This window comes from Nocardia sienata NBRC 100364 (genome assembly GCF_001613205.1).
Taxonomy (GTDB): domain Bacteria; phylum Actinomycetota; class Actinomycetes; order Mycobacteriales; family Mycobacteriaceae; genus Nocardia; species Nocardia sienata.
Genome location: NZ_BDBX01000012.1, coordinates 79192 through 92926, shown reverse-complemented (window position 1 = coordinate 92926; position 13735 = coordinate 79192). Strand labels below are relative to the sequence as shown.

General features: G+C 68.9%; 11 protein-coding genes and 1 pseudogene. 4 read left to right on the top strand and 8 right to left on the bottom strand.

From position 1 onward, the window contains the following. Window positions 1–76 precede the first annotated feature (76 nt). Window positions 77–510: pseudogene (locus tag NS4_RS33980) on the top strand (SRPBCC family protein). Between the two features lie 127 nt (window positions 511–637). Here the strand turns inward: NS4_RS33980 and NS4_RS10115 are convergent. Next, window positions 638–1204: a hypothetical protein gene (locus tag NS4_RS10115; RefSeq protein ID WP_063059262.1), complete on the bottom strand. Its 567-nt coding sequence runs from the start codon at window positions 1202–1204 to the stop codon at window positions 638–640. A 127-nt stretch (window positions 1205–1331) separates the two neighbouring features. On the opposite strand from NS4_RS10115, the gene NS4_RS10110 reads away from it, so the two are divergent. Together NS4_RS10110 and recR are read left to right on the top strand one after the other, a co-directional pair. Further along, entirely contained in the window at window positions 1332–1658 is a 327-nt protein-coding gene (locus NS4_RS10110; protein ID WP_063059261.1) for a YbaB/EbfC family nucleoid-associated protein, read from the top strand. 18 nt (window positions 1659–1676) lie between these two features. Continuing rightward, window positions 1677–2285 (top strand): recombination mediator RecR, encoded by a 609-nt coding sequence (gene recR / locus NS4_RS10105; protein ID WP_039821641.1) that lies wholly within the window; start codon window positions 1677–1679, stop codon window positions 2283–2285. Window positions 2286–2312: 27 nt separating this feature from the next. Here the strand turns inward: recR and NS4_RS10100 are convergent, their stop codons facing one another. The 5 genes from NS4_RS10100 to NS4_RS10080 all read right to left on the bottom strand — a co-directional run bounded on the left by NS4_RS10100 (window position 2313) and on the right by NS4_RS10080 (window position 8141). Continuing rightward, entirely contained in the window at window positions 2313–2957 is a 645-nt protein-coding gene (locus tag NS4_RS10100; protein ID WP_063059260.1) for a hypothetical protein, read from the bottom strand. 82 nt (window positions 2958–3039) lie between these two features. After that, on the bottom strand, window positions 3040–3750 hold the full coding sequence (locus NS4_RS10095; RefSeq protein WP_063059259.1) for a type 1 glutamine amidotransferase: 711 nt from the start codon (window positions 3748–3750) through the stop codon (window positions 3040–3042). Further along, window positions 3747–4985: a Mur ligase family protein gene (locus tag NS4_RS10090; protein WP_084487073.1), complete on the bottom strand. Its 1239-nt coding sequence runs from the start codon at window positions 4983–4985 to the stop codon at window positions 3747–3749. Before NS4_RS10090 ends, NS4_RS10095 begins: the two co-directional genes overlap by 4 nt. A 267-nt stretch (window positions 4986–5252) precedes the next feature. Next, window positions 5253–7064 carry a hydroxysqualene dehydroxylase gene (locus NS4_RS10085; protein WP_084487072.1) on the bottom strand — a complete coding sequence of 604 codons (1812 nt, stop codon included), beginning with the start codon at window positions 7062–7064 and terminating at the stop codon, window positions 5253–5255. 105 nt (window positions 7065–7169) lie between these two features. After that, window positions 7170–8141 carry an EamA family transporter gene (locus tag NS4_RS10080; protein ID WP_063059257.1) on the bottom strand — a complete coding sequence of 324 codons (972 nt, stop codon included), beginning with the start codon at window positions 8139–8141 and terminating at the stop codon, window positions 7170–7172. A 93-nt stretch (window positions 8142–8234) separates the two neighbouring features. Between NS4_RS10080 and NS4_RS10075 the strand changes: the two genes are divergently transcribed. After that, window positions 8235–9152 (top strand): LysR family transcriptional regulator, encoded by a 918-nt coding sequence (locus NS4_RS10075; RefSeq protein WP_063059273.1) that lies wholly within the window; start codon window positions 8235–8237, stop codon window positions 9150–9152. On the opposite strand, the gene NS4_RS33975 is transcribed toward NS4_RS10075, so the two are convergent. Both NS4_RS33975 and leuA read right to left on the bottom strand, forming a co-directional pair. Continuing rightward, window positions 9146–10516, bottom strand: a complete 1371-nt coding sequence (locus NS4_RS33975) for a MinD/ParA family ATP-binding protein (protein ID WP_084487076.1) — start codon at window positions 10514–10516, stop codon at window positions 9146–9148. The two genes, NS4_RS10075 and NS4_RS33975, sit on opposite strands and share 7 nt — an antisense overlap. Before the next feature lie 1212 nt (window positions 10517–11728). After that, window positions 11729–13531: a 2-isopropylmalate synthase gene (leuA, locus tag NS4_RS10065; RefSeq protein WP_063059256.1), complete on the bottom strand. Its 1803-nt coding sequence runs from the start codon at window positions 13529–13531 to the stop codon at window positions 11729–11731. Between the last annotated feature and the right edge of the window lie 204 nt (window positions 13532–13735).

Sequence of the window (13735 nt, the reverse complement as noted above, 5' to 3'; positions counted from 1 at the left end):
CTCAACCCCGCGCGCGCCGGCGCGCCGTAAACACAGCAGGATGGGGTTGTCACAACACACCGATAAGGAGTTCACCGTGGGACAGGTCAAAGCCGGCAGTTCGATCGAGGTCGCCGCAGACCCGCAGCGCGCGCTGGCGGCGGTCACCGATTACACGGAGGTGCGCCCGAGGATCCTGTCGGCGCACTACCGCGACTACAAGGTGGTCGAGGGTGGGCAGGGCGACGGCACCGTCGCCGAATGGACGTTGCAGGCCACCGAGAACGCGTACGCAATATCCGTGCCCAGGTCTCGGTCGCCGACAATGTCGTCACCGAGAAGGATGCCAATTCCTCGCTCGTCAACACCTGGACGGTAGCCCCGGCCGGGTCCGGTTCGATGGTCACCCTGGAAACCACCTGGCAGGGCGCCGGCGGTGTCAAGGGCATCTTCGAGGGCATTTTCGCCCCGCTCGGCCTGCGCAAGATCCAGGCCGAGGTGCTGGCGAACCTGAAGCGCGAACTCGCCTGACGGGCGGCATCCGGCCGGGCGGTCGCCGGTAAGCGGATATCCGATGCGTGCCGGTGACCGTCCGGCCGGTGCCTGCGGCCGGTCGGGTCGGTACGGCGGTATCGGCCGACCTACCGGCATATCTTCCTCAGGCGAGGACGAACGACAGCATCACCGGGGTCCGGTGTTCGCCACGCCACCAGGAGTAGCCGAGCCACACACCGGGCACGACCTCCCGGATCTCGTCGTAGACCTGCGGCGTGATCGCGGGTGTGTAGTCGAGCACCCAGGTGGGTTCGCCGTCCTCCCGGGACGGGGCCAGATAGACCTCGGCCGGCCAGCCCTCGAAATCGGCGCCGGTGACCCGGTTGGTCAACCGGCCGCCGTGGGGTCCGGTCTCGAAGGTTTTCCCGAGCCAGAACGTGGGCGCGATGGACTGGACGACCGAGCTGGAGGTCACCCAGCCGTTTTTCACTCCCGACGGCACCGCGCCGGCCTGGGCGGCCAAGTAGATCTCGGCGTGCTGCCGGGCAGTGCAGCGCGAACGTAATGAATCGATGGTGACCGCCGGTGCGGCCGGATCGATGACGCATCCGTTGCCGTGGCCGGTTACCTCATGGGGATCGGCTTCGGCGGGTGCCGCGTGGAACACGCCGGATACCAGGATCAGCGCACCCAGCAGATATCCCTTGAACACAGTTTGCTCCAGTAACACTCAACGCTTTCTCCCCGGCGCGAGATCGCACCGGTGAAGTCGATCTTATGGCGGCGTGGGTGGCGGGCGGAATCGGTGACCGAGGCGGTCTAGGCTGAATTGCGACCCGTCCGTAGAGAGGAATCCCGTGCAGCCCGATGGTCAGTTCGATATGCAGCAGTTGCTCCAGCAGGCCCAGCAGATGCAGGAGCAGGTGATGGCCGCGCAGGCCGAGATCGCCGCGGCCGAAGTGGACGGTCAGGCCGGCAACGGTCTGGTCCGGGTGACGATCAAGGCGACCGGCGAGGTCCAGTCGCTGACAATCGATCCCCAGGCGGTCGACCCCGAGGATGTGGAAACGCTGCAGGATCTGGTGATCGGCGCCATCAACGACGCCATGGCCAATGCCCAGCAGCTGGCGGCCGAACGACTCGGACCACTGGCCGGCGGCGCCCCGGGTCTGCCCGGCTTCTGAACACGCCGGGGTATCGCGGTGTACGAGGGTCCGGTTCAGGATCTCATCGACGAACTGGGGAAACTCCCGGGTGTCGGTCCCAAGAGCGCGCAGCGGATCGCGTTCCATCTGCTGCAGGTGGAACCGCCCGAACTCGACCGGTTGCAGGCGGTACTACAGAAGATCCGCGACGGTGTGCGCTTCTGCGCGCAGTGCGGCACGGTCGCCGACGGCGAGCTGTGCCGGATATGCGCCGACCCGCGCCGCGACCGCAGCATGATCTGCGTGGTCGAGGAACCCAAGGATGTCCCGGCGATCGAACGGACCCGCGAGTTCCGGGGCCGCTATCACGTGCTGGGCGGTGCGCTCGATCCGTTGAGCGGGGTGGGCCCCGAACAGCTGCGGATCCGGGAACTGCTGACCCGCATCGGCAGCCAGGACGACGGGGTGGATGTCACCGAGGTGATCATAGCCACCGACCCGAACACCGAGGGTGAGGCGACCGCGACCTATCTGGTTCGGATGCTGCGTGATTTCCCCGGACTCACCGTCACCCGGCTCGCCTCCGGCCTGCCCATGGGCGGCGACCTGGAGTTCGCCGACGAACTGACCCTGGGCCGGGCATTCTCGGGTCGCCGCGCGTTGTGAGGACCGCCGCGGCCGCGGTCGCGGCGGTCACAATGTGAGCTTGTGCCACTCGAGCCGGTCGAGCCTGGTGCGGTCCTCGCGCGCCCAGTCCCAGATGAGGCCGGCCACTGTGTCCGGGTCGGAGACCACGGTGGCGAAATGCCGATCGGATCCGCCATCCCGGTATTCGAGGGTGTAGTCGCCGGTGGATTCCCGGTAGGTCTGGATGTAGACCTCGGGAGCGCGTTCCACGACCAGATACGGATTCGGGTCGATGAGTTCGCGTACCCACAGGGTGGCCAGCGCTTCGGTCAGATAGGGGAATTCTCCCGCCCCGCCGTGGGTCACCGTCACCGGGATATGCCCGGCCGGGTCGATCAACCAGGTCAGCTGTGGATCGTAGATCGCGTAATCACGCGGGGTCGCCAGCCGGAACAGCAGTTCCCGGACGAACCCGATCGCGTCGTAGGGGCTCGGCACCGGCAGCACGGCCCCGGTCGGCGCGCCGCCCAGCGGCGCGACACTCAGGAAACCGTCCTCTTCGGGAAGTTCCGCGTCGCGGGCATTGAGCTCCGCCGCCAGCGCCGTGACCTCCGCTGTCTCGGGAAGCCCCTGCTGGGCGGTGAGGTACGCGTCGACCTCCGCGGGAGTGGAGGCGACACCGGACGGCAACAGCACATGGTCGTAGCTCACCAGAGGAGTCTATTGCCCGGCCCGAGGACGCGGCCGAACGGATGGGAACGGACGAGACCTCGGGCTCCGGGCCGGAGCGAGCTCAGGCGCGCAGGCGTTCCCGGCGGAGTTGGTCGACTTCGGGTAGGTCCAGCGGGGGCAGGGAGTCCACACCGAGGGCGCGGCACAGCAGGTAGTCGGCGAGTTCGGGGTTGCGGGCCAGGGCGGGGCCGTGCATGTAGGTGCCCAGGACCGAGCCCTGCACCACACCTTCGAGTCCGTCGCCGACACCGTTACCGATACCGCGGGTCACCCGGGCCAGGCCGGTGGCGTCCGGGCCCAGGGTGGTGCCGCCGCGATGGTTCTCGAACCCGGTGAGCGGTGCGGACAGGCCGGTGAGCAGCGGGTTCGTCGTCACCTCGCCGATCGCGCGGGTCTGCTGCGGGGAGGTGGTGGCGTCCAGCAGGCCGACGCCTTCCACCCGTTCGCCGCTCGAGGTCTCGTACCACCGGCCGAGGACCTGGATCGCCGCGCAGATCGCCAGCACCGGGGCGCCGCGCCCGGCCGCGTCCTGCAGCCCGGGGTAACGCAGCAGATGGCGGGTGGCCAGGCGCTGGGCGGAGTCCTCGGCGCCGCCGAGGGTGTAGATGTCCAGTGAGTTCGGTACGGGGTCGGGCAGGGTGATCTCCACGATCTCGGCGTCGATCTCGCGTAGCCGCAGCCGCTGCCGCAGGACCAGCGCGTTGCCGCCGTCACCGTAGGTGCCCATCACATCGGGCAGCACCAGGCCGATGCGTACTGTCGAATCACTCATCGGTTCCGCTCCTGGAGGTCACGGTTGAGATCGCGGAACGCGGTGTAGTTGGCGAGAACTTCGACCGGGCCCGCCGGGCAGGACGCGATGGCGCGTACGGGGTCCGCGACGGTGGTGTGCGTGACCCCGGCGTAGGTGAGACGCACCGCGAGGTCGGTGGCGCGCTCCCCGGCGGCGACGACGTGGACGTCTTCGAAATGCTCGAATCGCACATCCCACAGCCAGGACAGGTCCTCGCCGTCGGGTACCTGGCCGTTCACCGCGATCACCAGCCCGGAGGCGCTGTGGTCGATCATGGACAGCGCTTCCTGCCAGCCGGCCGGGTTCTTGGCCAGCAGCAGCCGGGCGGCGTGTTCGCCGACCTGGACGGTGCGGTAGCGGCCCGCGATCTCCCGCACGGTTCCGGTGGCGGCGCAGGCCTGTTCCGTATCGGCGCCCAGCGCCACCGCCGCGGCCACCGCCTGGGCCGCGTTGCCCCGGTTCGCCCGGCCGGGCAGCGCCAGGCGCAGTGGCAGCCGGATGCCGTCGGGGCCGCAGAGTTTGTCGCCGTCGAGCCACCAATCCGGCTGAGGCCGAGCGAAATCGGTGCCGGTGCTGTACCAGTGGGTGCCCTCCCAGAGGATCGGCTCCCCACTGCGCGGACAGCTGGTGGCGTCCATCGCCCAGCCACTGCCAGCGGCGACCCACACCACATTCGGATGGTCGTAGGCGATGGAGGTGACCAGTACGTCGTCGCAGTTGGCGATGACGACGGTATCCGGGTGCCGCGCCAAACCGGAGCGCAGCCGTCGTTCGATCATATTGATCTCGCCGACCCGGTCCAGCTGATCGCGGCTGAGGTTCAGCAGTACGACCGCCTCCGGTTTGAGGGCGTCGGTGACATGCGGAAGATGCAGTTCGTCCACCTCGATCGCGGCCAGGGGCGCCTCCCGGTGGACATTGAGCGCCGAGACGATCCCGGCGTCCATATTGGCGCCGTCGGCCTGGGTGGCGACTTCGCCCAGGGTGCCGAGCGCCGCGGTGGTCATCCGGGTGGTGGTCGATTTGCCGTTGGTGCCGGTGATCAGCACGGTGCGCCGTCCGCGGCCCAGCTGCTTCATGATCCGCGGGTCGATCTTCAGCGCGAGCAGCCCGCCGATCATCGATCCGTTGCCACGGCCCGCCTTGCGGGAGGCCCAGGCCGCCGCGCCGGCCACCCCGAGGGCCAGCCGCCCCCGCACCGATATCTCTGCCACGTCGCGCAGTCTAGTGACCCGTCGGGCTCGCCCTCACGCGGCGCGGGGGAGTTCACCTCGTGGTGACATGTCTGCGCTCGGCGCCCGGATGGGTCGGTTCGGGCTGCCGGTCCGCGTCCGTCGCATCGGGGCTGATCGCGCCCTCCCAGGAGCGGTGCCGGCCTCACGATGTGGCGGGGCGAGTCTGCGGCCGGGTGGGCATTCCGTACGCTCTGTCGAGCATCGCACGGGCCCTACAGGCCTTTCCCGGGTGGGATCGACCCGTTGTCAGAACTGGATATCGAAAGCGTTCGGTCGTCCGGCCGCGTACGCGTCGGCGTCGGCGCGTCGCAGCGGTTCGAGTTCCGGGGCGCGCCAGAGGGTGTAGGTGGGGCAGCGGGGTGCGTCCGAACCGGTGACTTCCAGGAGCGCGTTCACCGCGGCCCGGGCGGATTCGTTGGCGCCCTCCATGGTGGCCAGGTCGATATTCGTGCGTACGTAATCGCCTGCCAGATAGAGGTTCTCGACACCGCCGTGCGGTTCGGGCCGCAGCTCCCACGATCCCGCCGTGTTGATCAGCAACGGGTCGGCGTTCGCGTTCTCACCGCGCTCGGCGTGCCAGGTGATCCCGGGGTCGAGGAACCAGGAGTGCAGGTCGGCATCGCCCAGCATATGGTCGCGGTCGTTGAGGTGCGCGAGGATCTGTGCCCAGGTCTCCTTGGCGATCTCCTCGTGGGTGCATTCCTTCGCGGTCTTGCCGAACAGGATGCCTGGGGTGTTCCAGTCGGAGATGTCGACCGACAGGCAGTCGAGTACGGTCCCGTCACCGTACTGGTCCAGTTTGCGTGACCACAGCGCGTTCTGCGCTATGGAGGTCAGCGACCAGGGTGAGTCGATATAGGCGGCGTGACCGCTGCCCAGTCCGGGCCGACGCCGCAGGTAGAACTGGATACCGCTCATCCAGTCGGTGAACAGCCGGCTCATCGAAGCCAGTTGCGGCCAGGCGGAGAGGATGTCGGCGTTCCACAGATCCCGGGCGCGTTCGGCGGGCAGCGCCACGATGAAGTGGTCCGCCGTCACGGTTTGGGCCGCCCCGGATCCGGTGACGATCCGGGCGCCGGTGATGCGCCGGTCCCGGGTCTCCAGTCCCCGCACTTCGGCGCCGACTTCGAAACGGACGCCCAGTTCGCGTAGCCGCGCCACCCACGGGTCGATCCACGCGACATTGGTCGGTCCGTTGAGCACGCGGTCCAGGTCGCCGTCGTGGCCGATCTGCATCGGGTTGCCCAGGAACTGTTCACCCATCGACCCGATCGTGCGCACGCTGGCCAGTTCGTCCTTGGCCGCGACAAGCAGGCTGGTGAGGGTGCGCGAGACCAGTGCGCGGAACTCGTGCGACCGTGCGTGGGCGCCCACGAAATCTGCCCAGGACGTGTGCTCCCATTGACCGAAGCGGCGCGCGTCGCAGCTGGTGTTGAAGACCAGCAGCCGGTTGGCGAAGAAGAGGCCCTCGGCGGGCGCCATCTTCAGTGTGGTGGAGATGACCGAGGCGAGGCTTTCGCGCATCCCCTCGGGTGACGCGGCGTCCACGCGGCCGAAGCCGAGCGGCGCGCGGATATCGTCGGCGTCGGCCCGGGCGAACCGGGCATCGGGGACGCCGACCAGGTTGTCCCATACTCCGTTCACGTTCCGCTCGAACGGGATCCGCCGCATGGTATCGGGAATGTGCTGGTAGAAGCCGGGAAAGAAGCGGAAGCCGTGTTCGCCGGGCAGATCCGGCCGACCCCCGGTCCCGGTGCCGGGCACCGGCATGCTGCGTGCCTTCCCGCCGAGCGCACGGCGTTCGTACACGGTGACCTCGAACCCGCGTTCGGCGAGTTCGTGGGCCGCGGTGAGCCCGGCGACGCCGCCGCCGAGTACGGCAACCCGTGCGGTGGGCAGGGCGCGGGCGGTCGCGCCGGGTAGCGCGGCTACGGCCGCCGCCCCGATGCCCGCGGCCGCGGTGGCGCGGAGCACAGTTCGCCGGGTGTACGCGCTCGCCCCCGCAGGTCGACCTGGAATCTTCGCGGCACCCGACGCGGGCCACCGATGCTCTGCCATGTTGTCTACTGCTGCCTAACCCGGGGTAGCTGTCTCGATCGCGCCAACTTTAAACGGGATCCGGCTGCGCCGGTGCATCGACCGCGTGATCGATCGGGCGGCGTCTCATCCGACGGCGGGTTCCAGCGTCCGCGTCGCACCGATATCCGCCCTCGCGGGCAGGGCAGCCGATTCGCCGGCCGGCTCCCGCGGCGTCGTCTTCCCGGCACCGGCCGTCGCCGCGAACGCTCCCGCGATCACGATCACTCCGCCGATCAGGCTCGCGGGTGCCGGTGTTTCGTCCAGGAAGATCCACGCGGCGGTGAATCCGACCACCGGAACGAGCAGCGACAACGGCGCGACACTTCCGGCCGGGTAGCGGCTCATGAGGTAGGTCCACAGGCCGGACCCGACGATTGTGCCGAGCACCACGATGTAGACCAGGCCGGCCAGTGCGGGCCAGCCGTCGGCCGAGAACGTGCCGGCCAGTGCCCGGACTCCGGTGGTCGGACCTTCCCACACAACCGAGAGCGCGAACAGCGGCAGCACCGGCACGGCGGTGATCCACAGCGTGAGATGCAGCGGATTGGTGCCCGGCGCTTCCACACCGGCCTGACGCGCGCCGAGATTGCCCAGCGCCCAGCCGAACCCGGCCGCCAGCGTGAGCAGCACCGGCAGCAGCGCGGCGTGCGCGAACTGATTCCAGCCGATGACCGCCATCCCCCCCACCGCGACGGCGAGCCCGGCGATCTGCACCGGCCGTAACCGCTCACCCAGCAGCAGCGCCCCGAGCAACACCGTGAACGGCGCCGAGGATTGCAAGACCAGCGAGGCCAGGCCGGTGGGCATCCCCACCCGCATCGCGGTGAACAGGAACGCGAATTGCAGCATCCCGAAGCCGGTGCCGTACAGCAGCAGCCAGCGCGCCCGGACGGCGGGGCGCGGGATGAACAGCAGCGCCGGTATCGCGATCACCGCGAATCGCAGAGCGGCGAAGAAGAACGGCGGCATATGGTCGAGCCCCACGCGAATGGCGAGGAAGTTGAGACCCCACAGGAGGATGACGGTCAGGGCGATCATGCGGTCACGGGAGGTCACCCAATAATCATGGGATGTATCGACCTGTGAGCACAAACGAATTGTTATGGATTGATGATTTAGTATTGCTTAATGGTTGGTGCGCACGCCTCGCTGTCGGTGGAGCGGCTACGTATCCTGCGCGAGTTCGCCGACCGCGGCACGATCGGCGCGGTTGCCGCCGCCCTGTCCATGACCCCGTCGGCGGTGTCACAACAACTCAAAGTGCTGACCAGGGAGGCGGGCGTCACCCTGCTCGAACCGAGCGGCCGCCGGGTCCGCCTCACCGACGCCGGGCATGCCCTCGTGGTCCGGGCCGACGAGGTCCTCGCCGCACTCGAGCGTGCCGTCGCGGAGATGGCGCACTATCGCGGATCCCCGCACGGACAGGTCCGGGTGGGAGTCTTCCCTTCCGGCGGTGCGCTGCTGCTGCCCCATGTGCTGCCCGCGATGGCCGGTAGCGGGGTGGACATCGTGGCCGGTGACGAGGACGTACCGCCGCACGAGACCCCCGGTCTGCTCGCCGACTACGACATCGTCCTGACCCATCGCGACGAACGCGCCGCACCGGTGGCCGGGCCGCGGGTGAGTTCCCGGGTACTCATGCGCGAACCCATCGACGTCCTGGTGGCACCCGACCATCCTTTGGCCGGAAAGGACGCGGTCGCGGCCGAGGAACTGGCCGGAGAGGCCTGGCTGAGCGTGCGCGGTGGTTTCCCGGTCGACGATGTGCTGCGATCCATCGCCACGATAACCGGTGTGGAACCGCGAATCGTACAGAGATTGAACGACTTCCGGATGATCGAAACGCTGGTCGGCGCCGGATACGGCGTCGCGCTCATGCCCCGCTACGTCGTCACGCACCCCGGGTTGTCCCAGCTGCGACTGTCCGGAGTGCGTGCGGCCCGCCTCTACGACCTGGTCACCAGGCCACGCGCCGAGAACCGTCCCGCGATCGCCGCGGTACTGGACTCGTTCACGGCGGCGGCCCGGCGGGTCACCGCCGAACCGCCGCCCGGGACCGATCAGTAGCGGTTGCCGTACGGATACCCGTCCACATTGGCGAAATCGTCGGCGACCATCGCGGCGAGCTCCAGCAAGGCCTGCCGGGTCGGTTTGCTCACCAGTTCCAGATCGATTTCGGCGCCCTCGGCGAGATGGTCGTCGAAGGGTACGACCTGGACCGCCCGGGTGCGGTCCAGGAACAGTCGGCGCAGATGGTCCAGGTTCACCGAGGTGGACCCGCGCCGGGACGCGTTGACCACCACCACGGTCTGCTGTACCAGGTGCGAATAGCCGTGGTAGTCGAGCCAGTCCAGGGTGGCCGAGGCGCTACGGGCGCCGTCGATGGCGGGGGAGGTCACCAGGACCAGCGAACTCGCCATATCGAGCACCCCGGACATCGCCGAATGCATCAGTCCGGTACCGCAGTCGGTGAGGATGATGTTGTAGAACGACTGCAGGATCCCGATCGCGCGCCGGTAGTCGGCCTCGCTGAAGGCCTCGGAGACCGCCGGGTCCTGCTCGCTGGCCAGCACTTCCAGCCGGCTCGGTGACTGCGAGGTATGCGCGCGCACATCCGAGTAGCGGGTGATGTTCTGGTCTTCCAGCAGGTTGCGCACGGTGGAGCGGGTCTGGCGCGGTACCCGGTGGGCAAGGGTGCCCAGGTCGGGGTTGGCGTCGATCGCGATGACCCGATCACCCCGCAACGACGCGAAGGTGGCGCCGAGGCCGACGGTCGTGGTGGTCTTGCCGACTCCGCCCTTGAGCGAGAGGATCGCGATCCGGAAATCACCGTAGACCGGTGCGTTCACCCGGCTCACCAGGTCCCGGTGGACGACATCGGAGGCCGATTCACCCGGGTTGATCGCACCGCGCGAGACCTTGTGGACCGCTCGCCGCCAACCGCTGCGCGGCGCCTTACGGGCCCGCTTGAGCAGGTTCAGGTCGTTGACCGAATTACCGAGCTGGCCCGGCTCGGGCATCTGGCGCGGCGAAAACTGTTGCTGTCCCGGCTGGCCGGGCTGTCCCGGTTGGCCGGGCTGCTGGAACTGCTGCTGCGGGGCCGGCGGCCGGCCGGGGTCGCCCCATGCGGGAGGCTGGAACTGCCCGGTCGGCGGATTCTGTGCCGCCGGGGGCGGCGCCTGCTGGTACTGCGGCTGCGGTACGGGCGGCGGCGCGGTCGGCATGGGGGGTGGTGCCCAGCTGTAGATCGGCCCGCCCGGCTCGTTCTCCGGCGCGGGCGCGGAACTCGGCTGCGGAGCGGCCGGTGGTGCGTAGCCGCCGGTGGGCTGGGCAACCGGCGGTGCGTACGGTGGCTGCCGCGGGTCCGCCTGTCCCGGATGGAAATTCGGGTCCTGTGGCGGATACTGCCCGGTCGGTGGCCCGGGCACCACGAAGGGGTCGGGCGGGTTCTGCCCCGGCCCACCGGGCTGGAACTGGCCCGGTGCCGGCTGCGCGAACTGGCCGCTGCCATTTTCGCTGTTCGGGGCCTGGAATTGGCCGGTTTCGGGTTGTGGGAATTGGCCGCTGCCGTATCCGGCGTCCGGGGAGGGGAACTGGCCTGGACCCGACTGGGATGGGCCGGCGTCGGGTTGTGGGAATTGGCCGCTGCTGTGTCCGGTGTTCGGGGCCTGGAATTGAGCGGGGTCCGGTTGTGGGAATTGGCCGCTGCCGTATCCGTTGTTCGGGGCCTGGAATTGGCCGGCGTCCGGTTGTGGGAACTGGCCGCTGCCGTATCCGGCGTCCGGGGAGGGGAACTGGCCCGGACCCGACTGGGATGGGCCGGCGTCGGGTCGTGGGAATTGGCCGCTGCCGTATCCGGTATTCGGAGCCTCGAACTGGCCGGGCCCGGCCTGCGCGGGGTCCGCGGCGGGCCCGATGTTCGCGGGCTGGAACTCGTTCGGGTCCGGTTGCGGGATCTGTGCGCCGGCCGGGTCCGGGAACTGCTCCGGGGCAGGCGCACTGAAAGCCCCGCCGGGTACCGGCGGAGCGAATTGGTCGAACGGGGCATCCCCGTGAAGGGCGCCGCTGTCGGCCGGTGTCTGTGGTGGCGGCGCGAACCCATTGCCGTCCGGCCACGGCGGGGTGCCCGGTTCGACCGGGTCTGCCGTCGGGTTACCGGCTTCGGCACCCTCGTCGGCGGGGGCCGGATTCTCGGAATCGGTGGTGCGAGCAGCTTCCGGGTCGCTCGCGGCGCCTGGTCGCGCGGACTCGTCCGGGGTATCGGTTCCCGCGGCCGAATCGGATTCCGCGGGTCCGGCTTCCACGGGCGGCGCTTCGGAAGACAGCTGCTCGGCGGGCTCACCCGGCTCGGCGAGCGGCTCCGGCTCGCTTCGTGCCGGGTCCTCGGCCGGCACGGCATCCGGGTCGCCGCCGCGGCCGGCGGTGTCCGCCGGTTGACTCGCGGGCCAGGGCTGGGAAGTCGGATCGTGTTCGTCAGTAGTCACAGTTCCCCCATCTGCTCGGGATTTTCGAGCAGAGAGCTCGGCGGCGTGGAGTCCGGACCAACGCTAGCAGGTACGCGAAGGTTCGCATGCCGGACGGTTTACCACCGATGAGGCCGCCGTCACCGCTACGGTGACGGCGGCCTGAACAGTGATCGTGGGTTACTGCTTCTGGGCGGCCCGGTTCACGGCCGAGACCACGGCGCGCAGCGAAGCGGTCGTGATGGAGGTGGCGATACCCACGCCCCAGACGATCCGGTCACCGATCGCGCATTCCACATAGGCCGCTGCCTGGGCGTCGTCGCCGGCGGACAGCGCGTGCTCGGAGTAGTCGAGCACCTCCACCTCGTACCCGACCGCGGCGATGGCGTCGACGAAGGCCGCGAGCGGTCCGTTGCCGCTACCGGTGACCTCCTGCTCGACCCCGTCCACCTTGACCACCGCGGTGATGCGGTCGGTGCCGCCGTCGGTCTCGGCGGCGGTGACCTTCTGGCGCATCCGCTCCAGCGGCCGGATCGGGGTCAGGTATTCGTCGGCGAAGGCGTCCCACATCTCCTTGGGTGTGATCTCACCACCCTCGCCGTCGGTGATCTGCTGGATGGCCTGCGAGAATTCGATCTGCAACCGGCGTGGCAGGGCCAGCCCGTGATCGGTCTTCATGATGTAGGCCACGCCGCCCTTGCCGGACTGCGAATTGACCCGGATGACCGCCTCGTAGGTGCGGCCCACATCCTTCGGGTCGATCGGCAGGTAGGGCACCTCCCAGGAGATATCGTCCACATCGGCGCCGGCCGAGTCGGCGGCTGCCTTCATGGCGTCCAGGCCCTTGTTGATCGCGTCCTGGTGGCTGCCGGAGAACGCGGTGTAGACCAGATCGCCGCCGTAGGGGTGGCGTTCGTGGACCGGGAGCTGGTTGCAGTACTCCACCGTGCGACGGATCTCGTCGATATCGGAGAAGTTGATCTGCGGGTCCACACCCTGGGAGAACATGTTCATGCCCAGGGTCACCAGGCAGACGTTGCCGGTGCGTTCGCCGTTGCCGAACAGGCAGCCCTCGATGCGGTCGGCCCCGGCCTGGTAGCCCAGCTCCGCGGCGGCGACCGCGGTGCCCCGGTCGTTGTGCGGGTGCAGCGACAGCACGATCGAATCGCGCCGCGCCAGGTTGCGGTGCATCCATTCGATGGAATCGGCGTACACATTGGGCGTCGCCATCTCGACGGTGGCCGGCAGGTTGATGATCAGCGGCTTGTCGGGGGTCGGCGCGATGATCTCCGAGACCGCGTCGCAGACCTGTTTGGCGTACTCCAGTTCGGTGCCGGTGTAGGACTCCGGGCTGTACTCGTAACGCCAGTTGGTGTCCGGGTAGCGCTTCTCGGTCTCCAGGCACAGCCGCGCGGCGTCGGTGGCGATCTTCTGCACGGCATCGCGGTCGGCGCGGAACACCACCCGGCGCTGCAGGATGGAGGTGGAGTTGTAGAAGTGCACGATCACGTTCGCCGCGCCGGCGCATGCCTCGAAAGTGCGCTCGATCAGCTCGGGACGACACTGGGTGAGCACCTGGATGCTGACGTCGTCCGGGATGGCGCCGTCCTCGATGATCTCGCGGACGAAATCGAAATCGGTCTGGCTGGCGGACGGGAAGCCGACCTCGATCTCCTTGTAACCCATCCGCACCAGTAGATCGAACATCCGGCGCTTGCGGGCGGGGCTCATCGGGTCGATCAGCGCCTGATTGCCGTCACGCAGGTCGACGGCGCACCAAGCGGGCGCTCGGTCGATCACCTTGTCCGGCCAGGTGCGGTCCGGCAGCGTGACCGGCTCGACTTCCTCGGCGAACGGACGGTAGCGGAAGACGGGCGCAGACGAGTTCTTCTGCTTGTTCCACGCGGGCTGGTCGGCAGGCGCGGGCTTGGCGGGCGCGGTGATGGTGCGCGTGCCGGATACGAAGGCGTCAGCGGGTGACATGCGATTTCTCCGTGAGTGAGATTGTTTCCCGAATTGGGTCGACCGGCGTGGCTGAACCCCGCGACGGGAAGCCGGTCCGATCAGACCCCGTCGCGGCGGCTGAGAAGAAGTGCCCGCTGCATGACCCGTGCGAGTCTACCTCCTCTGGTGTCGGGCCTGCCGAGGCGGTCCGGAGGGCCGGTGCTTCACAGGGCGTCGCGGTTC